The sequence below is a fragment of the Arcobacter caeni genome (assembly GCF_003063245.1).
In the GTDB taxonomy this organism is placed as follows: Bacteria; Campylobacterota; Campylobacteria; order Campylobacterales; family Arcobacteraceae; genus Aliarcobacter; species Aliarcobacter caeni.
In genome coordinates, this window is the sequence record NZ_MUXE01000001.1 from 53,980 (window position 1) to 80,628 (window position 26,649).

25 protein-coding genes are annotated in these 26,649 nt (G+C 26.3%); 16 read left to right on the top strand and 9 right to left on the bottom strand.

All coding sequences use genetic code 11. The features are described from left to right. The first annotated feature begins 8 nt into the window (after positions 1-8). Genes B0174_RS00265 through B0174_RS00285 form a run of 5 tightly spaced genes read left to right on the top strand, consistent with a single transcriptional unit; the run spans position 9 to position 8,640 of the window. Positions 9-1,283 carry a thiolase family protein gene (locus B0174_RS00265; protein WP_108557634.1) on the top strand — a complete coding sequence of 425 codons (1,275 nt, stop codon included), beginning with the start codon at positions 9-11 and terminating at the stop codon, positions 1,281-1,283. A gap of 1 nt (position 1,284) precedes the next feature. After that, a complete protein-coding gene (locus B0174_RS00270) occupies positions 1,285-3,405 on the top strand; it encodes a 3-hydroxyacyl-CoA dehydrogenase NAD-binding domain-containing protein (protein WP_205663477.1) in 2,121 nt (706 codons plus the stop codon). Then, positions 3,393-5,753 carry an acyl-CoA dehydrogenase gene (locus tag B0174_RS00275; RefSeq protein ID WP_108557635.1) on the top strand — a complete coding sequence of 787 codons (2,361 nt, stop codon included), beginning with the start codon at positions 3,393-3,395 and terminating at the stop codon, positions 5,751-5,753. Before B0174_RS00270 ends, B0174_RS00275 begins: the two co-directional genes overlap by 13 nt. Further along, on the top strand, positions 5,750-7,885 hold the full coding sequence (locus tag B0174_RS00280) for an alpha/beta fold hydrolase (RefSeq protein ID WP_108557636.1): 2,136 nt from the start codon (positions 5,750-5,752) through the stop codon (positions 7,883-7,885). Before B0174_RS00275 ends, B0174_RS00280 begins: the two co-directional genes overlap by 4 nt. Continuing rightward, the gene (locus B0174_RS00285; RefSeq protein WP_108557637.1) at positions 7,882-8,640 is read left to right on the top strand and encodes a M48 family metallopeptidase; all 759 of its coding nucleotides are present in this window, start codon (positions 7,882-7,884) and stop codon (positions 8,638-8,640) included. Before B0174_RS00280 ends, B0174_RS00285 begins: the two co-directional genes overlap by 4 nt. Before the next feature lie 41 nt (positions 8,641-8,681). Here the strand turns inward: B0174_RS00285 and B0174_RS00290 are convergent, their stop codons facing one another. Beyond that, positions 8,682-9,392, bottom strand: a complete 711-nt coding sequence (locus B0174_RS00290) for a YebC/PmpR family DNA-binding transcriptional regulator (protein WP_108557638.1) — start codon at positions 9,390-9,392, stop codon at positions 8,682-8,684. A 136-nt stretch (positions 9,393-9,528) separates the two neighbouring features. Between B0174_RS00290 and B0174_RS00295 the strand changes: the two genes are divergently transcribed. The 5 genes from B0174_RS00295 (at position 9,529) to B0174_RS00315 (ending at position 14,795) form a co-directional block, all read left to right on the top strand. Beyond that, a complete protein-coding gene (locus B0174_RS00295) occupies positions 9,529-10,281 on the top strand; it encodes an MlaA family lipoprotein (protein ID WP_108557639.1) in 753 nt (250 codons plus the stop codon). Between the two features lie 2 nt (positions 10,282-10,283). Beyond that, positions 10,284-10,886 (top strand): Tgt2/MlaC family protein, encoded by a 603-nt coding sequence (locus B0174_RS00300; protein ID WP_108557640.1) that lies wholly within the window; start codon positions 10,284-10,286, stop codon positions 10,884-10,886. Next, positions 10,886-13,375, top strand: a complete 2,490-nt coding sequence (locus tag B0174_RS00305; RefSeq protein WP_108557641.1) for an efflux RND transporter permease subunit — start codon at positions 10,886-10,888, stop codon at positions 13,373-13,375. The genes B0174_RS00300 and B0174_RS00305 overlap by 1 nt, the downstream gene beginning before the upstream one ends. After that, complete coding sequence (locus B0174_RS00310) at positions 13,372-13,935, top strand: LOG family protein (protein ID WP_108557642.1); 564 nt, start codon at positions 13,372-13,374, stop codon at positions 13,933-13,935. Before B0174_RS00305 ends, B0174_RS00310 begins: the two co-directional genes overlap by 4 nt. A 224-nt stretch (positions 13,936-14,159) precedes the next feature. Then, positions 14,160-14,795 (top strand): HAD family hydrolase, encoded by a 636-nt coding sequence (locus B0174_RS00315; RefSeq protein ID WP_108557643.1) that lies wholly within the window; start codon positions 14,160-14,162, stop codon positions 14,793-14,795. Here the strand turns inward: B0174_RS00315 and B0174_RS00320 are convergent. From B0174_RS00320 to B0174_RS00345, 6 genes are all read right to left on the bottom strand, one after another. Further along, positions 14,792-15,364 (bottom strand): TlpA family protein disulfide reductase, encoded by a 573-nt coding sequence (locus B0174_RS00320; protein WP_108557644.1) that lies wholly within the window; start codon positions 15,362-15,364, stop codon positions 14,792-14,794. The genes B0174_RS00315 and B0174_RS00320 overlap by 4 nt on opposite strands. Beyond that, positions 15,364-15,660: a hypothetical protein gene (locus tag B0174_RS00325; RefSeq protein WP_108557645.1), complete on the bottom strand. Its 297-nt coding sequence runs from the start codon at positions 15,658-15,660 to the stop codon at positions 15,364-15,366. Before B0174_RS00325 ends, B0174_RS00320 begins: the two co-directional genes overlap by 1 nt. 12 nt (positions 15,661-15,672) lie before the next feature. After that, positions 15,673-16,320, bottom strand: coding sequence for a DsbA family protein (locus B0174_RS00330; RefSeq protein ID WP_108557646.1), 648 nt, complete (start codon positions 16,318-16,320; stop codon positions 15,673-15,675). Beyond that, positions 16,310-16,756, bottom strand: a complete 447-nt coding sequence (locus B0174_RS00335) for a disulfide oxidoreductase (protein WP_228156384.1) — start codon at positions 16,754-16,756, stop codon at positions 16,310-16,312. The genes B0174_RS00330 and B0174_RS00335 overlap by 11 nt, the downstream gene beginning before the upstream one ends. 5 nt (positions 16,757-16,761) lie before the next feature. Further along, positions 16,762-17,046: a hypothetical protein gene (locus tag B0174_RS00340; protein ID WP_108557647.1), complete on the bottom strand. Its 285-nt coding sequence runs from the start codon at positions 17,044-17,046 to the stop codon at positions 16,762-16,764. A gap of 64 nt (positions 17,047-17,110) precedes the next feature. Further along, complete coding sequence (locus tag B0174_RS00345) at positions 17,111-18,040, bottom strand: methyltransferase domain-containing protein (protein ID WP_108557648.1); 930 nt, start codon at positions 18,038-18,040, stop codon at positions 17,111-17,113. 179 nt (positions 18,041-18,219) lie between these two features. Between B0174_RS00345 and rraA the strand changes: the two genes are divergently transcribed. The 3 genes from rraA to B0174_RS00360 all read left to right on the top strand — a co-directional run bounded on the left by rraA (position 18,220) and on the right by B0174_RS00360 (position 22,212). After that, complete coding sequence (gene rraA / locus B0174_RS00350) at positions 18,220-18,702, top strand: ribonuclease E activity regulator RraA (protein WP_108557649.1); 483 nt, start codon at positions 18,220-18,222, stop codon at positions 18,700-18,702. Between the two features lie 120 nt (positions 18,703-18,822). After that, positions 18,823-21,348, top strand: a complete 2,526-nt coding sequence (locus B0174_RS00355) for a glycosyltransferase family 2 protein (protein ID WP_108557650.1) — start codon at positions 18,823-18,825, stop codon at positions 21,346-21,348. Positions 21,349-21,429: 81 nt separating this feature from the next. Further along, positions 21,430-22,212, top strand: coding sequence for an RMD1 family protein (locus tag B0174_RS00360; protein WP_108557651.1), 783 nt, complete (start codon positions 21,430-21,432; stop codon positions 22,210-22,212). Here the strand turns inward: B0174_RS00360 and B0174_RS00365 are convergent. Further along, entirely contained in the window at positions 22,205-22,837 is a 633-nt protein-coding gene (locus B0174_RS00365) for a peptidoglycan recognition protein family protein (RefSeq protein ID WP_108557652.1), read from the bottom strand. The genes B0174_RS00360 and B0174_RS00365 overlap by 8 nt on opposite strands. A gap of 89 nt (positions 22,838-22,926) precedes the next feature. Between B0174_RS00365 and B0174_RS00370 the strand changes: the two genes are divergently transcribed. Then, positions 22,927-23,217, top strand: a complete 291-nt coding sequence (locus B0174_RS00370) for a hypothetical protein (RefSeq protein ID WP_108557653.1) — start codon at positions 22,927-22,929, stop codon at positions 23,215-23,217. Positions 23,218-23,220: 3 nt separating this feature from the next. Here B0174_RS00370 and B0174_RS00375 read toward each other — a convergent pair whose 3' ends face one another. Further along, positions 23,221-24,831 carry a cation:proton antiporter domain-containing protein gene (locus tag B0174_RS00375; RefSeq protein ID WP_108557654.1) on the bottom strand — a complete coding sequence of 537 codons (1,611 nt, stop codon included), beginning with the start codon at positions 24,829-24,831 and terminating at the stop codon, positions 23,221-23,223. A gap of 129 nt (positions 24,832-24,960) precedes the next feature. Here B0174_RS00375 and B0174_RS00380 point away from each other — a divergent pair, with 129 nt between their 5' ends. After that, complete coding sequence (locus tag B0174_RS00380; protein ID WP_108557655.1) at positions 24,961-25,290, top strand: DUF6172 family protein; 330 nt, start codon at positions 24,961-24,963, stop codon at positions 25,288-25,290. An 85-nt stretch (positions 25,291-25,375) separates the two neighbouring features. Continuing rightward, the gene (locus B0174_RS00385) at positions 25,376-26,638 is read left to right on the top strand and encodes a serine hydroxymethyltransferase (protein WP_108557656.1); all 1,263 of its coding nucleotides are present in this window, start codon (positions 25,376-25,378) and stop codon (positions 26,636-26,638) included. Positions 26,639-26,649 lie beyond the last annotated feature (11 nt).

The window sequence follows — 26,649 nt, forward strand, 5'->3', positions numbered from 1 at the left end:
GTTAAAAAGTGAAAGAAAGAATAGCCGTAATAGATGGTCTTAGAAGCCCAATCGCAAAAGCAAATGGAAAATTAAATGATATAAGTGCTGATACTTTGGGCTCAATCATTACAAAAGAGTTGGTTTTACGAAATAATTTAGATTATAAACAATTTGATGAAGTAATTATGGGAAATGTAGCCCAACCTGCAAATGCTGCAAATATTGCAAGAGTTATGGCTATTCGTGCTGGATTTCCTCAATCAATTCCTGCTTATACGGTTCATAGAAACTGCGCTTCTGGAATGCAGTCAATTTCAAGTGCCATTGAAAAAATAAACTCAAATCAAGGGGAGTTGTATTTAGTTGGAGGAATGGAATCGATGAGTAATATTCCACTACTATATAATGATGAATTCAAAAATTTAATCACAAAATTTACCTATTCAAAATCAATAGTTGAAAAATTAGAAATTCTAACTACTTTTAGATTAAGATTTTTAAAACCTACTATTGGATTACTTTCTGGTTTAACTGACCCTATTTCTGGAAAAATAATGGGAATTACAGCTGAAAACTTGGCGAATGAATTTAAAATAAGTCGAGCAGCTCAAGATGAATATGCTTTAAATTCTCATAAAAAAGCTCAAAAAGCAATTGAAGATAGAATTTTTAAAGATGAAATCCATCCAATAATGACAAAAAATGCTTCAATGTCAAGTGATGATGGAGTAAGATTTAATCAAACGATTGAAAGTTTAAATAAATTAAATCCAATTTTTATAAAAGATGGTGGAACTGTAACTGCTGGGAATTCATCACAAGTTTCAGATGGAGCTTGTAGTTTGATTGTTTGTACTGAATCAAAAGCAAAAGAATTAAATCTTGAGCCAATAGGATTTATAAGTGATTATTCTTATGCGGGACTTGATGCCCATAGAATGGGTTTAGGACCAATTTATGCCACAAAAAAACTTTTTGATAAAATTGGAATTTCTTTAAAAGATATTGATTTAATAGAAATGAATGAAGCTTTTGCAGCACAAATCATTGCAAATCTTGAAGCTTTTAAATCAGAAGATTTTTGTCAAAAAACTTTTAATTCTCCTGCACTTGGAGAAATTGATGAATCTATTTTAAATGTAAATGGTGGAGCAATTGCTCTTGGACATCCAGTTGGAATGAGTGGAGCTCGAATTGTTTTAACAGCACTTAAAGAGTTAAAAAGAAGAAACAAAAACAAAGCATTAGCTACACTATGTATTGGTGGCGGACAAGGTGCTGCTTTTTTATTGGAGATATAATATGAGCAATTTAATAAATAATATAAAATTTGAAATTAACGAAAATATAGCAACTATAACTTTTGATTTAAAAGATGAAAAAATTAATAAATTATCTTTTGAAATTTTAAAAGAGTTTGACGAAAAACTAGACTTAGTACAAAATGATCACACAATAAAAGCTCTTTTAATTGATAGTGCAAAAAAAGATATTTTTATTGCAGGTGCTGATATTAAGCAGATTGAACAATTAAAAAATTCAGAAGAAGTATATGATGCTTTAATGGAAGTTCACAAAATATTCAACAAACTTGAAAATCTTAAAATCCCAACAATTGCATATATAAATGGTGCTTGTATGGGTGGTGGATTAGAACTTGCTCTTGCTTGTAATTATAGAGTTGTAAGTACAAATCCTAAAACAAAACTAGCTTTTCCAGAGATAAAACTAGGAATTTTCCCAGGATTTGCAGGAACTTTTAGAACTCCAAAATTAATTGGTCTTGTAAATGCTCTTGATTTAATTTTAACTGGAAAAGCAATTGATGCAAAAAAAGCTTATAAAATAAATCTTGCAGATGCTATTTTTGATAATGCTCAAAAAGAGTTTATGTTAAATGATTTTATACAAAAAGCGATTAATGGAACACTTGGAAGTAGAAAAAGTTTTTATCTTTTAAACTATCCACCATTAAATGAAATTGTTTTTGCTAAAACTTTAAGAGATTTAGAAAATAAAATAAGTCCTGAATTTAAAGCTCCTTTTATTGCCCTTGATGTAATAAAAAACACAATAAATAAAGAATTAGATGTTGCTTTAAAAATAGAAGCACAAGAATTTTCAAATCTTGCAGTTACAAAAGAATCAAAAAACTTAATAAAATTATTTTTTCTTTTTGAAAAACTAAATAAAAATTATGAAAAAACTCTAAATCCAATTTCTAATGTTGCTGTATTAGGAAATGGAGTTATGGGTAAAGGTATTATTTGGTTATTTTCAAAATATTTAAAAGATGTTCGAATAAAACTAAGAGATATTTTACAAGCTCATAGAATAATAAAAGATGTTTCAAAAATCTATGAATATCTAGTAAAATCAAGAAAAATGACTAAAAATGAAATGGATTTTAAATTAAATACAATTTCTTATACAGATAAATTTGATGGTTTCAAAAATATTCAACTTGTTATTGAAGCTATTATTGAAGACGAAGAAACAAAAAAACAAACTTATAAACAATTAGAAGCTGTATTAAATGATAATGCAATTATTGCTACAAATACATCTTCTATTTCTATTGAAAAATTAGGAATTGATTTAAAAAATAAAGAGAATTTTTTAGGAGTTCACTTTTTTAATCCAGTAAATTTGATGCCACTTGTTGAAGTAATTCCATCAAAACATACTTCAAAAGATACAATCAATAAAGTTTTTGAACTTCTTATTTCTTGTGGAAAAACTCCTATTTTAGTAAAAGATTGTGCTGGTTTTATAGTAAATAGAATTTTACTTCCTTATTTAAATGAAGCTGCGTTTATTTTAAGTGAAGGTTCGAAAATTGAACATATTGATCACTTAATAAAAGAGTTTGGAATGCCTATGGGTCCATTTAAACTAGCTGACACAGTTGGAATTGATGTGGGATATAAAGTTGCTTCAATTTTATATGAAGAGTACGGATATAGAATGCCCGTTGCACCAATAATTGAAAAAATGTATGATGCAAAATATCTAGGTAAAAAAAGTGAAACTGGTGGTTTTTATCAATATGATGGAAAAGATGATTATGTAAATGAACATGTTACTTCAATGCTATCAAATAATGATAAGATTTTTCAAGATGATGAAATAGTTCAAAGATGTCTTTATATTATGATTAATGAAGCTTCAAGATGTCTTGAAGAAAATATCGTAACAGAAGCTTCAATCATTGATTTTGCATTAATTACAGGAACTGGATTTCCTGCATATAAAGGTGGATTATTATCTTATGCAAATGAAGTTGGATTAAAAAATATCTTAGAATCTTTACGAAAATTCGAAAGAGATTATGGAAGTAGATTTGCACCATCTAATTTATTGATTAAATTAGTTAAAGAACACGAAGATTTTAAAACAGGAGAGGCATTATGGAAGCGTTAGTTTTATTATTTCTTATATTAGTTTTTGGATTTTTTTCATTTCCTCTTTACAGTTATTTTGTTTTAGTAGGAGCTTTCTCTTTTGCATTTTGTGATGTGGAAGTTATTTTTTGGTCAATATTTATAGTTCTTGGAGCTGTATTTTTAATTCCTTCTTTAAGATTAGAACTAATCTCTAGCAAACTTGTAAGCTTTATAAATAAAAAAGGTTTATTGCCAAAAATTTCAGCAACAGAAGAAGCTGCACTTCAAGCTGGAACAAATTGGGTAGAAGCAGATTTTTTCAAAGCTCAAGTAAACTTCAAAGAAATCAATGCTCAAAAAGTTACCATTTTAACAAAAGAAGAACAAGACTTTTTAGATAATGAAGTAAACCAACTTTGTGAGATGACTACTGATTGGGAAATCTTTCAAGAAAGAGATTTAAGAGCTGATGTTTGGCAATTTATAAAAGATAAAAAGTTTTTTGGAATGATTATTCCAAAAGAGTACGGTGGATTGGGATTTAGTGCAACTGCTCACTCAAGAGTAATCGAAAAACTTGTTTCAAGATCACAAGTTTTGGCAATTACTATAATGGTACCAAATTCACTTGGACCTGCTGAACTTATTTTAAAACATGGAACCCTTGCTCAAAAAAATAAATACTTAAGTGATTTAGCTCATGGAATTCAAGTTCCTTGTTTTGGCTTAACTGAACCAAATGCGGGAAGTGATGCCACATCTATAACTTCAAATGGCGTAGTTTTCAAAGATAAAAAAGGTGAATTAAAAATCAAATTAAACTTTGAAAAAAGATATATTACTTTAGGAAATATTGCTACTTTAATTGGTCTTGCATTTGTTTTAAAAGACCCAGAACATTTATTAGGAGACATTGAAGATTTAGGAATTACTTTTGCAGTAATTGATTCAAAAACTAAAGGTTTAGATAATTCAAGACGACATGACCCACTTGGAATTCCTTTTATAAACTCTCCACTTTATGGAAAAGATGTTGTTATTGATATACAAAATATTATTGGTGAAAAAGATGGAATTGGAAAAGGTTGGCAAATGCTTGTTGAATCTTTATCAATTGGTCGTGGAATTTCACTTCCTAGTGTAAGTCTTGGTGGAAGTAAATTAGCTTTAAATGTTGTGGCTTCATACTCTCAACTTAGAGAGCAATTTGGACTTAGTATCAATTATTTTGAAGGAGTTGAAGAAAAAATTGCAAAAATTGCAGCATTTTCTTATATGTTAAATAGTGCGAGAAATTACACCTTAGATGCTATTGATGATGGTGTAAAACCAGGAGTTATAAACTCAATTATGAAATACCATGCAACAGAAAAATTCAAAACTGTAATAAATGATGCAATGGATGTAATGGGAGGAAGTGCGATTATCCGAGGTGAAAACAATCTTTTAGCCCACGCTTATTTTGCAATTCCTATTTCTATTACAGTTGAGGGAGCAAATATTCTAACTAGAAATTTAATGCAATTTGGACAAGGATTAATCAAATCTCATCCATATATTTATACAGAAATAACTGCTTTAAAAAATAATAATGTAAAAGGTTTTGATAAGGCTTTTTTTGCTCATATAGCTTTAGTTTTTAATGCATTTTGTAAATCTTTGATTTATTATTTCACAAGAGCAAAATTGAATTTTCAAAAAAGTGAGTTCAAAAGATATAAACAAAAACTAACTTGGGTAAGTTCTGAATTTACACTTTTAACAAATTTAGCTTTAGTAATTTTAGGACCAAGTCTTAAAAAAAGAGAAAATATAAGTGCTAGATTTGGAGATATTTTATCAAATTGTTATTTGATAACTGCAACTTTAAGAGAGTTTGAAAATAATCCAAATGAACAAGATAAAAATTTAGTTGACTATATTTGTAATTATTGTTTTAATGAAATTCAAATAGCAAGAGAAGAAATTATTTCAAATATTGGTTTTATAGGATTTTTACTTCCTCTTGCAAAAATAAATCCTTTTTCAATAAAAGCAAAAGATAAATTAAATGCAAAAATAGTAAAAAATCTAAATAACCAAGATTATTTAAAAAGTTTAACTTCAAGTCTATTTATATCTTCAAATGAAAAGGATAGATTAAATGTAATTCAAGAAGCTGTAAAACAAAATAAAGAGTGTGAAACAAGTTTCAAAAAACTAAAAGAATCTATCAAAAATGAATCTATCAAAAAAGATAGTTTTGAAAATATGACAAATGAACTTTTAGAAAAAAACATTTTAACATTTGAAGAAATAGAAAAAATGAAAAAAGCTCATGCTTTAAAACAAGAAGTAATTAGCGTAGATTCTTTTGAAGCAAATGAGTATAAAGAAAAAAGATGATAAAGAAAAATGATTTACTAATAAATATAAATGGTTATGTTTTAAGTCTTTTAGAGAAGATTTTAAATGCAAATATTGAAATTGAAGGCATTGAGAATCTTCCTAAAAATAATCCTAAATTGTTTGTTGCAAATCATTTTACAAGAGCTGAGGCTATGTTAGTTCCTTACACTTTATACAATATAACAAACAAAAAAGTTGGTGTTATAGCTGATGATTCTTTATTTAAAAGTTTTGCAGGAACTTTTTTGGAAAATTTAGGAGCCATGAGAAAAAACTCTTTAAATAGAAATGAACATATTATTGGCGATTTAATTACTTCTTGTAAAGACTGGATGATTTTTCCTGAGGGAATTATGGTAAAAGAAAAAGATATTTCAAAAATTGACAATAATGATTATTGTGTAAAAATAAATGGTGCTTGTCAAAGAGTTTATACAGGAAGTGCCGTTTTTGCTTTGACTTCTCAGTATTTTAGACAAAAATACTTTGATAAAACTCTGGAAAATTATGATGAATTTAGTAAAAAATATTTTATTGGTGATTGTAAAGACATAAATCAAAATGAAACAATGATAGTTCCTATAAATATAAGTTATTCAAATCTGAGAACAGGAAAAAATTTCTTAGTTGATATGGTTTCAAAGCTTTTTGAACCAATGAATGAAAATTTCAAAGAAGAGCTAGAAATAGAAAGTAATATAATCTTAAATTCAAAAATCACAATTAGGATTTTAGAACCTATTTCTACAAAAAAAATTTTAGAAAAATTATATAAAAAAAATTTAGGTCAAGAAAAAATAATAGATTCATTAAGATATGAAGTGACTCATAATTTTATGAATGAAATATATGAATCTTTAAGCATAAATTTTGATCATATTTTTATTTTAGTACTATTTTTATACCCAAAAAAAGAGATAAAAATAGAACATCTTAAAAGATTGATTTATATAACTTTTTTTGAAATAAAACAGATGAAACTTTTTTATGATAAAGATATAAATGATGATTTAATTAATCTAATTTCTTATGAAAAGTTCAAAGCTTTTAATAGTATTTTAGAAGTTGCATTAAATGATAAAATTTTAGAAGTTAATGAAATTGATTGTAATAGATATTCAATAAATAAAGACCTTTTACTAAATAACTACACACATCATACTATACGATTAAAAAATATTTTAAGAGTTATTTTAAATGAGATTTTAATTCAAGAAGATGCGGTAAATCTTGTAAAAAGTTTTGTTTTATATAATGAAGATGAGATAAATAGTAAACTCTTAGATATTCTAAAATTTGAAGAAAATCAAGAGTTTGAAGATTCACATGAAAGATTTAAAAATCGTAAATGCATAAAACCAATAGAAATTGGAAAACATAAATATTTTGATAATCCAAATTCAAATAGTTGTGTAATTGCAATTCATGGATTTTCTTCAAGTCCAAAAGAAATGGAAAAACTTGCCTTATTTTTAAATCAAAATGCCTTTAATGTTCAAACACCAAGATTAGCAGGGCATGGAACAGTTCCTGAAGATTTAAAAGAAAAAATTTGGCAAGATTGGTATAAATCTGTTTCAAGATCAATAATAATAGCAACTTTGCAATATAAAAAAATTTACATAATTGGTTTTTCAACAGGTGGATTATTGGCTCTTTTAAGTACAAAAAAAGATTATAAAGAGTTTGTTAGTGTTGTTTGTATAAATGCAGCTCTTCACTTAAATGATTTAAGAATGAAAACACTACTTCCTGCTATATCATTTTGGAATGATATTGTAAAAGCCTTTAATAGTGAAAAATATACAAAAGAATATGTAGATAATTTTCCAGAGAATGTGGAAGTAAATTATAATAAACACTACATAACTTCAATAGAACAGCTAAGTTTATTGATGATAAAAATAAGAAAAATTCTTCCAAAAATAAAAAAACCTATTTTAATTATCCAAGGAAAAGATGACCCTGTTGTAAATTCAAGTTCTGCTCATGAAATATTTGAAAATATAGAATCAAGATATAAAAGCCTAAAAATTATAGAAGCAAAAAATCATGTAATTGTTAATAATGAAGATAGTGAAGAGTTGTTCCAAACAATTTTAGAGTTTATAAACAAAGGAAAAAAATGAGAATAAACAAAACTATATTTCTAGCAATTACTACAATAATTATAATAGTTGGTTGCGCTTATAAAACACCATATACAAATAGATCTCAAATGATATTTATGTCACAAAAAGATGAAATGGCACTTGGTGAGAAGTCATATAAAGAATCTTTATCTCAATCAAAAATTATAACTGGGACTAAAGATGCTACAAGAATAAAAACAATTGGTGCAAGAATAGCTAAAGTCGCCAATAGAAGTGATTTTCAATGGGAATTTAATCTTGTAGAAGATGAGGCTGTAAATGCATTTTGTTTACCTGGTGGAAAAGTTGTAGTTTATACAGGTATCTTAAAAATGGCAAAAAATGATGACCAACTAGCAACCGTGATTTCCCATGAAATAGCTCACGCATTAGCTCGTCATGGTGCTGAAAAAATGAGTGCTTCTATGGTTCAACAAGGTCTTCTAGTTGTAGGCAATATTGCATTAGGTACAACTGCTCCTCAATATCAAGGGCTATTTAATCAGACTTATGGGATTGGAAGTCAAGTAGGAGTAATGCTTCCTTATGGAAGAATGCAAGAAAGTGAAGCTGATGAGATTGGTATTTATCTAATGGCTCAAGCTGGATATAATGTAAATGAAGCTCTGAAATTTTGGGAAAATATGAGTGAAGGTAAAAAAGATGAAAGTGATTTTTTATCTACGCATCCAAGTTCTGCAAATAGGATAAGTGATATTAAAAAAGTAATTGAGAAATTACCAAAATCTTAAAAATAAAATATAGGAAAATTCCTATATTTTAGAAAAAAGTTTTAAGCTATATTTGTATAAACCGCTTGAACATCATCATCATCTTCAAGCTTTTCTATTAGTTTACCAATATCTTCTTGTTGAGCTTCACTAAACTCTTGAGGATTATTTGAAATTCTTTTTAATTCTGCTTTTGTAAGTTCAATTCCTAATTCTTCAAATTTTTGATTCATATTTCCAAAATCTGTATAATTAGAATATGCTAAAACTAAACCGTCTTCTTCATCAATCTCTTCAAGACCAGCATCAATAAGTTCTAACTCTAACTCTTCAAGTTCCATATTTGCAGGTTTTGTAAATTCGAAAATTGCTTTTCTATCAAAAAAGAACTCTAAAGAACCCGTAGGAACTAATTGTCCGTTTGTTTTATTGAAATACATTTTTACATTTGCAACTGTTCTTGTATTATTATCTGTTGCAGTTTCCACAAATATTAAAACTCCATGAGGACCTTTTCCCTCAAAATTAACTTCAGCAAAATTTGCAGAATCTTTTCCCGATGCTCTTTTTATTGCAGCATCAATATTTGCTTTTGGCATGTTTTCAGCTTTTGCATTTAAAATAGCTGTTCTAAGTGCTGAATTTATTTCAGGATCAGCAACACCTGCTTTTGCTGCCATTTCAATTGCTTTTGCTAATTTTGGGAAAATTCTTGACATATTTCCCCATCTTTTCATCTTAGCAGCTTTTCTATATTCAAAGGCTCTACCCATAATAACTCCATTTTGTTTTTCAAAATTTTCGCAATTATATCAAGTTTGTAATAAATACTTAATAAGTAAATTAACACTTAATCATTGTTTCTATATATTTAGAATATAATACGGGTTATTAAAAAAAAGGGCTAATTTGAAAAATCTTATTTTTATACTATTACTATTAACTTTTAGTTTCGCAAATGAAAGCAACGATACTAATAATAATGATTTCGACAATGAATTTGATTCTGAATTTTCAACAAATAATGAAGAAATATTTGATCCATTAAGTGGTTATAATAGAATAATGACTACTTTTAATGACAAAACTTTTATCTATGTTTTAAATCCTATTTCAAAAGGTTATGCTTATGTTACACCTGAGCCAATTCGAATAGGAATTAATAATTTTTTTGAAAATATTATGTTTCCAGTTAGGCTTACCAATAATTTATTACAACTAAAATTTCAAAATTCTGCTGAAGAATTAGGTAGATTTTTGGTTAATACACTTTGGGGATTGGCAGGTTTTTTAGATCCAGCAACAAATGAACTTCATATGGATGCACATAAAGAAGATTTTGGTCAAACTTTAGGTTTTTATGGAGTTGGTGAAGGATTTCATGTTGTATTACCATTTTTAGGACCATCAAATTTAAGAGATATTGCTGGACTAGTTGGTGATGCTTTTGTTAGCCCATTAACGATAACAGGTGATGGAGATATGCAATATAAAATTCCAAATACTTTTGAACAACAAATGGCTATTCAAGCAGTTAACGCAGTTAATTCAAACTCATTAAAACTTGGACAATATGAGTCTTTAAAAAAAGATGCATTAGATTTATATCCATTTTTAAGAGATATTTATACACAAGCAAGAAAAAAACAGATTGAGGAATAAAAATGAAATTAAAAAATTTATTTAAAATTTTATTATTAGTTGGCTTTATTATTACATCAGCAAATGCTTTAAAACAAGATGAAATACAAGATACAATGACAAAAAAAATTGATAATGTTTTAACAATCCTAGAACAAAAAAATTTACCAACAAATAAAAAAGGTGAACAAATTATTAAAATAATTGATGAAGTTTTTGATTATGAATTAATGGCGAGAATTGCTCTTGGAAAAGAGACTTGGGATACATTGTCTGAACCAAAACAAAAAGAGTTTACAAAAATATTTGAAACAAAATTAAAAAATTCATATATTGAAAAGTTAGAATTATATAATGACCAAAAAGTGAAAATTCTGGGTTTAAATCCATATAAAAATGCAAGATTACAACTAGAAACTGAACTTTTAGGAAAAGAAGGTACTTATAAAATAAACTATAACTTTTATAACAAATCAAAAAACAATAATGAACAATGGTTGATTTATGACGTTGATTTAGTGGGAGTTAGTATTATTCAAACATATAGACAACAATTTGCAGGATTATTAAAAGAGAAATCTTTTGATGAAATGTTAGTTTTACTTGAAAATCCAAATACAAAATAATGATGAAAAAAATATATGATACTTTTATTTTAAAGTATCCAATCCTTGTTTTATTACTTTTATCTTTATTTGTCTCAATTCTTGGATATTACTCTACAAAAGTGGAAGTTGATGCTTCTGCTGAAACTTTACTTTTAGATGATGACAAAGATTTAAAATTTTTTAGGGAAGTTAATAAAAGATATAACAATTCAAACTTTTTAATTGTAACTTTTACTCCAAAGGAAGATTTACTTTCAGATCAAAGTCTTGATACTATAAGAAATCTTTCAAAAGATTTTTTAAGCGTTGAAAATATTGAAGGTGTTGATTCTATTTTAACAGTTCCACTACTTCAATCTCCAATTAGACCTATTTCTGATTTAGTTGCAGGTGTTGATTCTATGGAAACTAAAGAGTTTGATAAAAAACTTATTAAAAATGAGTTTTTAACATCTCCTTTATACAAAAATGCTTTAGTAAGTGCCGATTTCAAGACAACTGCATTAATTTTAAATCTAAAAAATGATACAAAATATTTTGAACTTCTAGAAAAAAGAAATGCTTTATCAGCAAAAGAAAAAGATAAAACTATTACTAATGAAGAAAAAAATGAATTAAAAAATACACTTATTGAATTTAAAAACCATAGAGATTTAATAAGAAAAAATGATGCTAAAAATATAGAAAATATAAGAAGTATCATAAAAAATCACGAAACTAATGGAAAAATATTCCTAGGTGGAGTAAATATGATAGCAAGTGATGCTATTAGTTTTGTTAAAAATGACCTTCTTATTTATGGTATTAGTTTAGTTTTAATATTCATGTTTATTTTATGGTATATCTTTAGACGAATAAGATGGGTTATAATCCCTCTTTTGATTTGTTTTATATCTATTATTTCAACGGGTGGTATTTTAGGATTATTTGGTTGGGAAGTTACTGTAATATCTTCAAATTTTATTGCTTTACAACTAATAATTACTATGTCAATTGTTATACATTTAATTGAAAGATATAGAGAATTAAATATTAGATATAAAAATGCAAGTCAATATAAATTAGTAATAAACACTGTTTTATCAAAACTAATACCTTGTTTTTTTGCGATTATTACAACCGTTGTAGGATTTGCTTCTTTAATTTTATCAAATATTGAACCTGTTATAAATTTAGGTCTTATGATGAGTATTGGTATTATTATTTCATTAGTTTTATCATTTATTATTTTTCCTATTATTTTATTGATTATTGGAAAAAAAGATGAATTTGAGAAGGAAAATACAAACTTTTCTTTTACACAAAAATGTTCATATATTGTTGAAAATTATGGAAAAACAATAATAGTTGTAACTATTCTTAGTGTTATATTTTCAATAACTGGAAGTTCAAGACTTTTTGTTGAAAATAGTTTTATAAATTATTTTAAATCATCAACTGAAATTTACAAAGGAATGAAAGTAATAGATGAAAATCTTGGAGGAACAAGTCCTCTTGATATTATTATTAAATTCAAAGATGATGAAAAAGTAGCTACAAGTAAAAATGAAAAGCAAGATGAATATGTTGATTTTGAAAATGAATACATTGAAAAAAATGATGATAAACAATATTGGTTTAGTCAAGATAAAATGGATACGATTATGGCTATCCATGATTATTTAGAATCTATTCCTGAAATCGGGAAAGTTCAATCATTGGCTACACTTTTAAAAGTTGGTGAAATTTTAAATAAAAATGAAAGATTAGATGGTATAACTTTAGCTTTATTATATAATCAATTACCACCTAAATATAAAAACTTAATACTTTCTCCTTATATAAATATTGAAAAAAATGAAGCTAGAATCACTATGAGAATTATAGATTCAAATCCAGATTTAAGAAGAAATGTTTTATTAACAAAAATCAATACTGATTTAAGAGAAATTATAAAAAATAAAGAGACAACATATAGATTATCAAACCTAATGGTTTTATATAATAATATGCTTCAATCCCTATTTAATTCACAAATATCGACGCTTGGTGCATCTATTATCATTTTATCTATTATGTTTTATGTATTATTTAGATCATCAAAAATAGTTTTTATTGCATTAGTTTCAAATATTACTCCAATTTTTCTTCTTTTTGGAATTATGGGTTGGTTAAATATTCCTTTGGATATTATGACTATTACCATTGCCGCAATTGCTATTGGTATTGCTGTTGATGATACTATTCACTTTATTCATAGATTTGAAGATGAATTTAAAATAGATAAAGATTATGTAAATGCAATGAGAAGGTCTCATCATGGAATTGGACATGCTATGTATTATACAACCATAATAATTGTGATTGGTTTTTCTATTTTGATGTTATCAAATTTAGTTCCAACTATTTATTTTGGATTATTAACGGGTATTATCATGATAAGTGTATTATCAGCAGATTTATTGCTTTTACCAAAATTATTATTAATGTTAAAACCATATGAAAAATTAAAGGAAATTACGAAATGAATGTAGCAATATATTGTGGTTCTTCTTTAGGAAATAATAAAATCTATGAAGAATCAACAAAACTTTTAGCACAAAAATTAGTGCAAAAAGATTTTAAAATAGTTTATGGTGGTTCATTACAAGGATTAATGGGAATTATTTCAAATGAATCATTAAAATTAAATAATAGTGTAACAGGTGTAATAACACACGATTTAGTTTCAAAAGAGATTGAAAATACAAATATTACAAAAATCTACAAAGTTGATACAATGAATCAACGAAAAGAAAAAATGGCCGAACTTTCAGATGCATTTATAGCAATTCCTGGAGGTTATGGAACTTTTGAAGAGATTTTTGATGTTATTGCATCAGCACAAATTGGTTATCATAAAAAACCATGTGCTTTTTTTAATGTAAATGGTTATTACAACTATTTGATTGAGTTTCTAAGAAATTGTGAAAAAGAGGGATTTATCAAAAATGATTATGTAGATATGTTAATTGTTTCTGATGATATAGATGAATTAATAGAAAAAATATCTACATATAAAGCTCCAAAAGATAAATGGATAAAATAAGAGTTTTTTAATCGTATTTATATTGTGTTAACCTTTTATTTAACAAAGGTTAACACATAGGGATTATAATTACTTTACAGGTTGATTAGAGCTTAATTGCGATGTTAAGATTTAATTTAACTTATTTCTCCTCCTAAAATATACAAACCTAAAGGGAAGCTAATAACGCTTCCCTTTTTTTATTCAATTAATAATCTGCAAAATTTAAATCTAGGAAAAATTTAATGAAAAAATATATTTTATTTGATAATGATGGCGTTTTAGTTCATACTGAACCTTTATATTTTAAAGCTAATATAATGGCTTTACAAGAGTATTTTAATATCTCTTTAGAGTTTGAAGAGTATATGAAAATTATGAGTGAGGGAACAACTGTTTGGCAAAAAGCTTTTGAAAAAGGTTTTTCACAAAAAGAGATTGAAAAAGCCAAAAATCAAAGAAATGAATATTATCAAAACTTTTTAAGAACTGAAAATATTTTAATACCACAAGTTAAAGAAGTACTTGAAAAACTCTCTAAAAAATATAAAATGGGAATAGTAACAACTTCTAGAAGAGTTGATTTTGAAATAATTCATAAAAATCTAGGAATTGTTGACTATATGGATTTTGTTCTTTCTGAAGAAGATTATAATTTTGCAAAACCACATCCAGAACCTTATTTAAAAGGCTTAGAAATGTTTAAAGCAGATAAAGATGAAACTATTGTAATTGAAGATTCAACAAGAGGTTTAAGCTCTGCTTATAAAGCAGGAATCCAATGTGTTATTGTAAAAAATGAATTTACAATAACACAAGATTTTTCAAAAGCTAGTTATTTTATAGATACTTTAAGTGAATTGGAAACTATTTTAAATTAGTTTTCAATTGCAATTTTAATATATTTTTCTATCTCTTCTTTTGGAATTTTCCCTACAAATTTTTTTACAAATTTTCCATCTTTAGAAAATAAAAACATTTCAGGAACTTTTTTTACATCACCTAATTCTTTTGCCAATCTAAAATTTTCTTCACCAATTGTAATTGGATAATTTATTCCATGTTTTGCAATAAACTCAAGTATCTCTTCTTTTGTTTTATCTTGTTCAAATAAAATAGAAACAATTTCAAAATTATCTTTATATTTTTCTTTTATTTCTTTAAGCACAGGAATTTCTTCAATACAAGGAGGACACCAAGTCGCAAAAACATCTATTAATACAGCTTTTTTTCCTTTAAATTCATCAAAATCTAAGCCATTATCTGTACTTTTAAAACTTATGTTTTTTTCATTTGTTGTAGTTAAATTAAATGATTGGGGAACAAATTCATATTTATTATTTTGTACTGATTTTTTTGCAACGACACTACTATCAATAGGTGATTTTGAATCACAACCACTAAATAAAAATCCTAATAACACTAAACCTATTAAAAAATTCTTTTTCATTATTTTCCTAAATTCGATAATTCTTGTATTAAATTTCTAGCTTCTTCTTTTTCAAAAAAGATATTCATTGATAACTCAGAATTTACTCTTTTAAGAAAATTTATTCTTTCTTGAAATTGTAATTCTTTATTATCTTCATATTTTTCTAAAATTTCTAAAAGCTCAACTCTATAATTTTGGATTAATTCATCTTTTTTTACAGCTTTTGGTTTTATAAATATCGTTTTATTTTTTCGAAAATAAATATAAATTACTGTAAAAAAGGCACTTAAAACAAGTGCAATTAAAATATCCATCAAATTTTCCTTTTATTTATAAACTTCAGCTTCAACTAAATCAAATAAATCTTTTTCAGATAATCTTTCTAACTTTTTGTCATTAACAAAAATTGTTGGTGTTCCTTTTACATTTAAGGCACTTGCATCTTTTGCATCAATATCTAAAATCTCATCTATTTTTGTATTTTTCATATCTTCTTTTAGTTTATCAATATTTAAACCATCAATTTGTTCTAAAAATGTCCATAATAACTCTGGTTTTTCATTATTATGTTGCGCCCAAAGTGGCTGTTTTTCAAAAATAACACTTAAAACTTCTTCATATTTATTTTGTTCTCTTGATGCTTCAAGAATTTTTACAGCAAATTTTGAATTTTTATGATTTGCTAAATATCTAACAACTAATTTTATATCTGAATAATGTTCTTTATACACTCTTCTCATTATTGGATGAAAAAGAGCGCAAGATTCACACTCTGGATCTAAAAATTCAACAACAGAAATATTTTTTCTATTGTCTCCAAATGAAACTGAATGCTCTTTTACTAAAGATACAGCACTTGATGAAACTATTAAAGCTTCTTTAGTATTTTGACTATTTTTATAAAAATATGTTAATCCTAAGAATAGAATAACTAAAACGAATGAAGATATTACTACTAATTTTTTATTTTGCATTTATTTCCTTTTTTAAAATTATTAATAAAATAAGAATGATAGTATAAGCAAGAAAAGATAACAAAGGAATTGTTATAAATCCAAACCAATTAAGATAATCAACTGAACAAGGTACCCCTTGAACGCAAGGAGATAATTCTTCAGGAATTATTTTAAACATTAATAAATTATGATAAACCGAAATACTCCAACCAATAATTACTAAAGGAAAAGCATATTTGAACATTTTATCATCAGGAAATAGTAAATTTATTAAAAAAATAAAAACTAAAGGATAAATAAATATTCTTTGATACCAACATAATGAACATGGAATAAAATTCATAATTTCTGAGAAAAAAAGACTTCCAAAGGTTGCTATTAATGAGACTAAAAAAGCGGAAAAAACTAAGGTCAAACTCTTTGAGTTTGACCTTGAAGATAAATCAACAGACATAAACTTTAAGCTCCTCCGCCAATTTCTGAATTTAATTCTGCATGAATTGGGTTTCTAGGAATTGAATCACATAAAGCAATAGATTCATTTAACGCTTTTAAAAATTCTTCTATATTTTCATAAGGGATTTCTACTTCAGAAGTTTTTGTTTTTCCATGAGAAAAAACAGCAATACTTACAACTGGACTGCTATATTCACCATAAGGTTTTTCTATATGTTCGATTCTTAAGGTATCATCTGTTGAATGAGCTAACTTAAAAGTTTTTACTTCAATATGTTTTGATGGCATAATATACTCCTTTTATTTAATATGTTAATTGTAACAAAAAAAACATTATTAATGAAATTTTTTTTTATTTAATAGAAGTTGCTGTTAAAAAAAGATAATTTTTCCCCGTCAAAGTAACTCTATATTTCTTTTGTTGAAGATATTTTTTACAAAAATAAACATCTTTATATAAAACAGATTGTTCACTATATGAGTAGTTTGCAGCTTTTGCTCCATAAATCATTTCACCATTTATCCATCTACAATTTGGAAAACCTAAAATTATAGAACCTTTATCTTCTAAATAATTTTGAATTAGCTCCATAAATAAAAGTTTAAAATTCAACGAAGAACTTTGAAGAGTTCCAATAGAAATAATTAAGTCTGATTTTTTTAAATTTAGTTCATCTAATTTATTTATATCATGATTATAAAAAGTAAAATTCTCAAAAGGAAACCTTTTTTTGGCAAAATCAATAGCACTTAATGAATAATCAATTCCTACAAAATTCATCTGTTTTAAAATATCTTCATTTACTATTTCTTTTATTATTTCAAACTCATCTGCTTTATTTATTCCTAAATTTAAAATATTTGATTTTTCTTCTATTTTCACATTTTTCAAAGCATTTGTGTATGCATATAAAAAAGCTGGTTCCTCATTTTTATTTATTCTAAAAAAAGTTGAATTTTCACCATATTTTTCTTTTTTTTCATCATTTAAATCTTTATGAAATGAATCATTTTTATTTAGTTTTTGTAATTTAATTATAATTGTAGTTGAGTTTATTGAGCTAATTATCATCTTACAAAATAATAATTCAGCCAAATCACACCAAGATTTATAAGACCTATAAATAAACTCTTGATTTTCAATCTTTAGTATTTCTCCTGCATAAATATCAATATTAACATCTGGATTTAGTACTTCAAACAAAATCTCATCTTTATTTTTTAGTTCTTCTTCTAAATAAGAAATTATCATTAACATCGATTCATTGGTAAATTTTTTCATTTTTTCTCACATATTTTTTTTTGATTATAGTATATTTCATATAATTATCATATTGTTACTTTTTAGCTTATTTAATAAAATTAATATTTTATTTTAATATTTATTTAATTTATACACTTTTTATACATTTTATTTCATTACTATAGGAGTATTATTTATTTAGGAAAGAAGGAACAATTATGAGTATTCAAACAGCAGATTTATGCGATGATAATAGAGATAAAAATATACAAGTTTTATCAGCAAAATTTAAAAATTATGGTGGATTAAAACAATTTAGTGGAGAAATAGTAACGGTTAAACTTGATAAAAGTAATTGGCGTTTATTAGAAATGTTAAGAGATGAAAGTGGAAAAGGAAAAATTGTAGTTGTTGATAATGCTCAACAATTTTTTGGAGTTGTTGGAGATAAATTAATGGCATTTGCAAGAAATAACAACTGGAAAGCAATCATTTTAAATGGTTATGTAAGAGATATAGATGAAACAAAAAATATTAATGTTGGATTATACGCAATTGGAACTTGTCCACTTAGAAACTTTGAAATAACAGACTCACAAAGAGATATAGAACTTAATTTTGAAGGAGTTACTTTTAATAATGGAGATTATATTTATGCTGATAATGACGGAGTAATTGTTACAAAAAGTAAACTTCACTAACAAAAAACAAATATTATGTAGCATAAAGCAAAATAACTATCTCAATATTAGTAATTTTTATATCAAAATTATCAAAAAATGGTAATATTACGCAATTAATTATAAAAAAAGGAAACTGTGTTGAGATATATTATCTTAGGGCTTATACTTGCTGGACTATTTCAAGTGTTTTTTTGGATTACACAAGACAATAGAATATCATTAAAGCAAGATGCATCGGAAAGAATTGAATCGCTTTCATATTCGCCGTATGAGGGGTATGATAAAAAAGTATTATCACCTAAACAAATAGAAGAAGATATTGGTATTTTGTTAAATTTTACCAACAAAGTAAGAACTTATTCAGCAGCTGATGCTAAAGTAATTTTAGAAGAAACTTCTAAAACTAACATGATGGTTGATTTAGGTCTTTGGTTAAGTGGCGATTATGAAGAGAATTTCTTAGAAATACAAAGAGCTGTGAAGCTTTTAGAAAAATATCCTAATAGTATTAATAATGTAATAGTTGGAAATGAAACTTTACTTAGAACAGATTTAAATGCTACTGAGTTAGGTGCTTATTTAGATTTCATGAGAGAATTTACGAATAAACCAATTACAACTGCGGAAGTTTGGCATAGTTTAGTTAAATATCCTGAGATTGGAACTCATGTTGATTTTATTATGGTTCATATTCTACCTTATTGGGAAAAAATTCCTATTGATAGATTTAATGAATTTGTTATCGAAAAATATACTTTAGTTGAAAAACAGTATCCAAATAAAAAAATAACTATTGGGGAGACTGGTTGGCCAAGTCATGGTTATAATTTTAACGGTGCTGTTCCTGGTTTAAAAAATCAAGCTATTGCCATAAGAGGATTTTTAAATCTTGCAAAAGAGAGAAATTGGTCTTACAATATAGTTGAAGCTTTTGATCAACCATGGAAAGGTTATGATGAGGGTAATGTTGGACAATATTGGGGAATATTTACTACTGATAGATCTTTAAAATTCTATTTAAATGGAGATATTGAACTAAATCAATATTGGTTTTATCAAATGATTGCTGCAATTATTATTGGAGCTTTATTAACATTATTTGGACTAAGAAACCAAAGATTAAATTTAAGTCATGCATTAGCTTATGGTATTGCAGCACAAGGTATGGCTTTTGGTATTGTTATGGCAATTACATATCCATTTATTAACTACATGAATTTTGGTATGTGGGTTATGTGGGGGATGGGAACCTTTTTAATGATTCCACTTATTGTAATTACTCTTGCAAAAGCTAATGAGTTATTTAAATGTTCAATTGGAATTCCGCCTGTTAGGTTAGTTCCACTAGATTTAAAATCAGATAATATTCCTTTTGTTTCTATTCATGTTCCAGCTTATAAAGAGCAACCACATGTTTTAGCTGAAACTTTAAGAGCATTAGCAAAATTAAGATATCCAAATTATGAAGTTCTAGTTATTATAAATAATACACCAGAAGAATTTTACTGGAAACCAATCGAGGAGTTATGTAAAGAACTTGGAGATAAATTTGTATTTATGAATATTACATGTACTGGATTTAAAGCAGGTGCTTTAAATGCAGCATTAGAACAAACAAATAAAGATGCTGAAATTATTGCGGTTATTGATGCGGATTATGTTGTTGAGTCGCCTTGGTTAGTTGATTTAGTTCCATTATTTGATGATCCTAAAGTTGCAATCGTTCAAGCTCCACAAGATCATAGAGATGGTGATGAATCTATAATGAAAGCAGCAATGAATGCAGAATACGCAGGTTTCTTTGATATTGGAATGATTGATAGAAATGAAGAAAATGCTATTGTTGTTCATGGAACTATGGTAATGGTAAGACTAAGTTCTATGATGGAAGTTGGTGGTTGGGGAACTGATACTATCGTTGAAGATAGTGAATTAGGTCTTAGACTATTTGAAGCTGGATACATAGCTCACTATACAAATAGAAGATATGGATATGGACTTCTTCCTGATACTTTTGAAGCATTTAAAACGCAAAGACATAGATGGGCGTATGGAGCTATTCAAATTCTTAAAAAACACTGGAGAGAATTTACTCCATCTGCAAAAAAACTTGAATCTAGACAAAAAACTAAATTTGTTGCGGGTTGGTTTTTCTGGTTAAGTGATGCGATGGGTCCTGTAATGGCTGTCATGAATATTATTTGGGTTCCTGTTATTATTTTTGTTGGAGTTACAATTCCAACAATTCCATTAACGATTCCAATTATTACAGCTTTCTTAGTAAATATTTTACATACATTTATTTTGTATAGAATGAAAGTAAGAGCTACATTAAAAGATACAATTTTAAGTTCTATTGCTTCTATGAGCTTACAACTTATTATTTTTAAAGCTGTATTTGACGGATTTGTAAAAGATGGTTTACCATTTAAACGAACTCAAAAAGGTGGAAAAGCTAAAAAAAGTGATAATCCAGTAAAATATGAAACTATTTTAGCTATATTATTATTAATTGCATTTTTTGCTTTAATTTTTACAAACTTTACAGGAATTGTAGAAATTTATGTATTTGCAGCAACTATATTTATTCAAAGTATTCCTTATATCTCAGCTATTATAATGAGATATTTAGAACTAGCTTCTATCAAAAATCAAAAGCCTTAATCTAGGCTTTTGATTTTTTTGTTTCTAATAAGTAACATTATTGTTATATAATAACTACAAATACTTAGTTATGGAAAAATTATGCAAACAAAAAAACTAATCTCATATCTTACTTGTGAAAAATTCAACAACAATATATTTCAAATTATAGAAGACCGATATAAATGTAATATCATAAAAGATGCAATTATTATAAATATAAAAGAAGATGAACAAATCATATTATTTAAATATGGTGTTTTTATTTGTTGGAATATTGAATTTGAAAATATAAAATTTTTCCTTGATTTCATAAAAGATTTACAAATTAATAGTTTTAAAAAACCTATAATTGAAGAATTTAATTATCTTTTTGATGATGAATTTAAAATAAACCTTGACACTATTTATTTAAGTGATTCCTCAACTACATCAAAAATTGCTATTTCTCAAGCATTAGCTCAAAATGTAAAACTACAACAATTTGAAGAAGAAGTACAAACAACAATCGAAAATAATTCACATATTCCTTTACAACTTTCAACAACAGGAAAAATAAAACTTACAAAAAAAGAGACTTCAAAAAAAATTGGTGAGCTATTTTTAGTAAAAACTAAAATAAATCTACACTACGATTTGCTCGATACTCCTGAGTTTTTTTGGGAATATCCACAATATGAAAATCAATATGAGAAAATGGTGAAATATTTAGATATAAAATCAAGAGTTGAAGTTCTAAATAAAAAAGTTGAGATTATTCAAGAACTTCTACATGTTTTGGGTGATGAACAAAAACATAAATATTCATCATTTTTAGAGTGGATTATTATTATACTTATTGCTTTTGAAATAATTATAAATCTAAAAGACCATTATTTTAATTAGATTTTAAATCAGGAAAATTATCTCGTAAATTCTCCATAAATTCTGCACTTGGGTCATGTTTAATTGTTCTATAATTTGCATTTTTTTCTAAAAACAAAGGATGCTTATCAAAATTTTGATATTCATAATGTCCAATTAAATACTCTATTGTTTTATATTTTTCTTTTAAATATTTTACTAACTCTATATTTGCTTTTAACTGCTCAAGTGTTAGCGCTTTTTTATTTCCACCAACATTTTCGATTCCAATACTTGAAAGATTTAAGCCAATTACATGTCTTGCCATATAAGTTTCTGGCATTAAAGAATATATTGTTCCATCAAAATCTACTAAAAATTGAGCTGAAACATTTAGATTTCCAGCATTTGTTATATCTTTTCTGTCTGTTAATAAGATTTCTGGATTTAATCTATTAAATGAGTCTTTTAAATCATCACATGCCGTATGATGAATTACTATTATTTTTGGAATAATATTTATATTTTTTACATCCAAACCATAGGAATTTTTTATATATTGTTTTGTTAAATCTATTCGATTTTGACTAAATTCGATTGGCATTTGTTTTATCTCAATAGCATACGAATAAAAAGTAAAAATAAGGATTGTGATTAATGTTTTCATTTTGTATTGTAACAAATTATCTTTAGAATTTTCATTTGTAATTTAATCAAATAAAGTAATATAATAGAATATCAATAAAAAGGAAACAAATGCTAGATATAAAAGAGAAACTAAAAGATTTAGTTGAAACGGTAATGATTCCAGAAGTTGAAGATTATTTAGAAGATTTATCAAAACTTTTAGAGACACATTCACAAACACCAGATGATATGTTGGCAATACAAGAAATGGAATCTTTTTTGGTTGAACTTCAAAATATTTTAGCTGTTATTGAAGAAAATAAAACTCCTGATTCTGAGTATCAAAGAATTTATGATTATATTATGCAAAATTTAGATGAACATGAACATGGACACAATCTTAAAGAACAAGAAGATTAAAATTTACTTCTTTTCTAAATTTACTAAAGCTTCTTGAACTAACAATCGCCCTACTTCAAAATGGGCGTGAACAAATTTTTTAATATTCAAATCTTTTAATTGTGATTTTTCTTCTAATGATTCTATTTTTAATATTATATTTGCTTGAGCATGAAATTTTAAAACTGCCTCACAAATCAATCTTTTTATATGAGTATCACTCACAGTTATAATAATACTTGAAGCCTCATCAACTTTTAATGACTCTAAAACGGGTAATTTATCTAAGTGACCAAAATATGCCATATATCCTAATTTTCTTCCCAAAATAACATGTCTTAAATCATCTGAAATAATTACAAAAGGAATTTTTCTTTCCTTTAAATCATGTGCAATTACTCTTCCTAAAATTGAAAAACCACAAATAACCACATGATTTTTTACTTCAATTGGTGTAATTTTATCTGATTCATAAAACTCAACGACAAAATATGAAGCTAATTTATAAATATTATTTACTATAAATGGTGTTAAAATCATTGATAAAACAGAAACCAAAATTAAAAAACTAGTCATTTCATGGCTTAACAAATTGCTACTTGAAGCTAATGCAAATACAGCAAAAGAAAATTCTCCCACTTGACAAAGTGCAAGTGCTGATTTTACAGCAGTACTTTTGTCTGATTTTCTTCTAATAATTACATAAATAACCAAAGCTTTTATAAGCATGATTGCCATAAATATTCCTAAAATAATATGAACATTATGCAAAAAATATAAAGCATCTATTTTTGTCCCAACTGAAAAGAAAAAAGCTCCTAAAAGTAAATCTTTATAACTTGCAATATCAGATTCAACTTTTACACTAAAGTTTGTATCTGAAATAATCATACCAGCTATAAAAGCTCCCAAAGAGTAAGTAAATCCCATTTCATGGGCTAAAAGTGAGGTTCCAATTACGATTGATAAAACAGACCCTAAAAACAACTCTTCAATTCTGGTATTTGAAGCAAATTTCAAAAGCCAAGAAATAAGTTTTTTTCCAATTGTAAACATAAAAACTATAATTATAAGAGCTGAAACAAAAGTTTTTGTTAGAACTTCACTAATAGATAGGGTATCATTTGTTAAAAATGTAATAAGTAATAAAATAGGGATAACCGCTAAATCTTGAAATATCAAAATTGCAGTTGATTTCTCACCATAAGGTGTATGAATATCTTTTGATTGTTTTAAATAAGTCAAAACAATCGCAGTTGAAGATAAAGAAAAAGCCAATGAAACAATAAGTGAAACTTCAATACTTAAAGAAAAAACAAAAAAAGCGACTAAATAAATCAAACTAGCACTAATACTTACTTGTAAAAAACCATTTAATAAAAGGATTTCTTTCATTTTTTTGATTTTATCAAAACTCATTTCAAGACCAATTGTAAACATCAAAAACACTATCCCAAACTCTGCGATTAGGTCTAAAGAGTGAATATCTATACTTGAAAAATTAAAAAAATAACTAATCAAAGTTCCTGTTATTATATAGCCGATAATATGAGAAATTCTAAATTTTTTGAAAAAAATATTTAAAATTGTAGAGATTGTTATACTCAAAAATAATGTAAATAAAATGTGTTCCATCGAGCTTCTTTCTTTTTGTATGTGTAAATATTATATCAAATTATGATTGTTTATTTTATGATTAAGTGTATATATTTTATTCATTAAATAAATTGAGATTTTTTGCTATAATTGCGCCAAAGGATTAATATGAAAAAAACATTCCAACTAATAGTTGCTAATAAAAACAAAGATAGACAAGTTGAATCTATCAAAAATGATGTAAGAAAATATATCAAAAGAGAAAGAACAAAAAGATTACCAGAAAATTGTAATTACTGGAATTTTGATTGTAAATTTGGTAAAACACAAGAAGAAGCTACTGAAATTAGATTTGTAGATATTACAAAATCAATTGATATTGCAGCAAGTGAAGATCTTGAAAGTTTTTATTTAGAACTGGTTGCTCGTGCTGAATTTAGAAAACCAAAAGAGAGAAATCAAGAAAATAGTGAAGATGATGAAGAGTTAGAAGATTAATTTTTATTCTAAAATAGCAATTTTTGGATTGTTTAATATTTATAATTAAGTTATTCTTTTAAAAATAAACATGAAGGATACAAAGATGAGATATATAACAAACGCAACGCTAGAACAAGCAGATAAAGAAGTATTTGACATAATAGAGAATGAATTAAAAAGACAAACTAATCATTTAGAAATGATTGCAAGTGAAAACTTTACAAGTCCAGCTGTTATGGAAGCTATGGGTTCTGTTTTTACTAACAAATATGCTGAGGGTTATCCTTATAAAAGATATTATGGTGGTTGTGAGTTTGCTGATGCTGTTGAGCAATTAGCAATAGATAGAGCTTGTGAAATCTTTGGATGTTCTTATGCTAATGTTCAACCTCATTCTGGTTCTCAAGCTAATGGTGCTGTTTATGCTGCACTTATAAATGCTGGTGATAGAATCTTAGGTATGGATTTATCTCATGGTGGACATTTAACTCATGGTTCTAAACCATCTTTTTCTGGAAAAAACTATTCTGCATTTTATTATGGTGTTGAACTTGATGGTAGAATCAATTATGATAAAGTTATGGAAATTGCAAAAGTTTGTCAACCTAAAATCATTGTTTGTGGTGCTTCTGCATATGCAAGAGAAATTGACTTTAAAAAATTCAGAGAAATAGCTGATAGCGTTGGTGCTATTTTATTTGCTGATATTGCTCATATTGCAGGACTTGTTGCTGCAAATGAGCATATGAGTCCATTTCCTTATGCACATGTTGTAACAACTACTACTCATAAGACTTTACGAGGTCCAAGAGGTGGGATGATTATGACAAATGATGAAGAGATAGCTAAAAAAATCAATAGTGCAATTTTCCCAGGAATTCAAGGTGGACCACTTGTTCATGTAATAGCTGCAAAAGCAGTAGCATTTAAAGAGATTTTAGATCCTGCATGGAAAGATTACGCAAAACAAGTAAAAGTAAATATAAAAGTATTAGCTGATGTGTTAATTAAAAGAGGATATGATTTAGTTTCAGGTGGAACAGATAATCATCTAGTATTAGTGAGTTTTTTAAATAAACCATTCAGTGGTAAAGATGCAGATGCAGCTTTAGGAAATGCAGGGATAACTGTAAATAAAAATACAGTTCCAGGTGAAACAAGAAGCCCATTTGTAACTTCAGGTATTAGAATAGGAAGTCCTGCATTAACAGCTAGAGGAATGAAAGAAAAAGAGTTTGAAATAATTGCAAACAAAATTTGTGATGTATTAGATAATATTGAAGATACAGTTTTACATGCTAAGATTAATAAAGAACTAGAAGAATTGGCTAGTGGTTTTGTGATTTACAATAAATCGACTTACTAGGAATTTTTAAT

What these genes read in the sequence shown, in the direction of transcription:
- B0174_RS00310 (WP_108557642.1), top strand. Translation starts at nt 13,372, where the DNA reads ATGAATGTAGCAATATATTGTGGTTCTTCTTTAGGAAATAATAAAATC.
- B0174_RS00360 (WP_108557651.1), top strand. Translation starts at nt 21,430, where the DNA reads ATGCAAACAAAAAAACTAATCTCATATCTTACTTGTGAAAAATTCAAC.
- B0174_RS00340 (WP_108557647.1), bottom strand. Translation starts at nt 17,046, where the DNA reads ATGCCATCAAAACATATTGAAGTAAAAACTTTTAAGTTAGCTCATTCA.
- B0174_RS00315 (WP_108557643.1), top strand. Translation starts at nt 14,160, where the DNA reads ATGAAAAAATATATTTTATTTGATAATGATGGCGTTTTAGTTCATACT.
- B0174_RS00275 (WP_108557635.1), top strand. Translation starts at nt 3,393, where the DNA reads ATGGAAGCGTTAGTTTTATTATTTCTTATATTAGTTTTTGGATTTTTT.
- B0174_RS00300 (WP_108557640.1), top strand. Translation starts at nt 10,284, where the DNA reads ATGAAATTAAAAAATTTATTTAAAATTTTATTATTAGTTGGCTTTATT.
- B0174_RS00385 (WP_108557656.1), top strand. Translation starts at nt 25,376, where the DNA reads ATGAGATATATAACAAACGCAACGCTAGAACAAGCAGATAAAGAAGTA.
- B0174_RS00285 (WP_108557637.1), top strand. Translation starts at nt 7,882, where the DNA reads ATGAGAATAAACAAAACTATATTTCTAGCAATTACTACAATAATTATA.
- rraA (WP_108557649.1), top strand. Translation starts at nt 18,220, where the DNA reads ATGAGTATTCAAACAGCAGATTTATGCGATGATAATAGAGATAAAAAT.
- B0174_RS00320 (WP_108557644.1), bottom strand. Translation starts at nt 15,364, where the DNA reads ATGAAAAAGAATTTTTTAATAGGTTTAGTGTTATTAGGATTTTTATTT.
- B0174_RS00290 (WP_108557638.1), bottom strand. Translation starts at nt 9,392, where the DNA reads ATGGGTAGAGCCTTTGAATATAGAAAAGCTGCTAAGATGAAAAGATGG.
- B0174_RS00345 (WP_108557648.1), bottom strand. Translation starts at nt 18,040, where the DNA reads ATGAAAAAATTTACCAATGAATCGATGTTAATGATAATTTCTTATTTA.
- B0174_RS00325 (WP_108557645.1), bottom strand. Translation starts at nt 15,660, where the DNA reads ATGGATATTTTAATTGCACTTGTTTTAAGTGCCTTTTTTACAGTAATT.
- B0174_RS00270 (WP_205663477.1), top strand. Translation starts at nt 1,285, where the DNA reads ATGAGCAATTTAATAAATAATATAAAATTTGAAATTAACGAAAATATA.
- B0174_RS00305 (WP_108557641.1), top strand. Translation starts at nt 10,886, where the DNA reads ATGATGAAAAAAATATATGATACTTTTATTTTAAAGTATCCAATCCTT.
- B0174_RS00370 (WP_108557653.1), top strand. Translation starts at nt 22,927, where the DNA reads ATGCTAGATATAAAAGAGAAACTAAAAGATTTAGTTGAAACGGTAATG.
- B0174_RS00365 (WP_108557652.1), bottom strand. Translation starts at nt 22,837, where the DNA reads ATGAAAACATTAATCACAATCCTTATTTTTACTTTTTATTCGTATGCT.
- B0174_RS00380 (WP_108557655.1), top strand. Translation starts at nt 24,961, where the DNA reads ATGAAAAAAACATTCCAACTAATAGTTGCTAATAAAAACAAAGATAGA.
- B0174_RS00335 (WP_228156384.1), bottom strand. Translation starts at nt 16,756, where the DNA reads ATGTCTGTTGATTTATCTTCAAGGTCAAACTCAAAGAGTTTGACCTTA.
- B0174_RS00330 (WP_108557646.1), bottom strand. Translation starts at nt 16,320, where the DNA reads ATGCAAAATAAAAAATTAGTAGTAATATCTTCATTCGTTTTAGTTATT.
- B0174_RS00375 (WP_108557654.1), bottom strand. Translation starts at nt 24,831, where the DNA reads ATGGAACACATTTTATTTACATTATTTTTGAGTATAACAATCTCTACA.
- B0174_RS00280 (WP_108557636.1), top strand. Translation starts at nt 5,750, where the DNA reads ATGATAAAGAAAAATGATTTACTAATAAATATAAATGGTTATGTTTTA.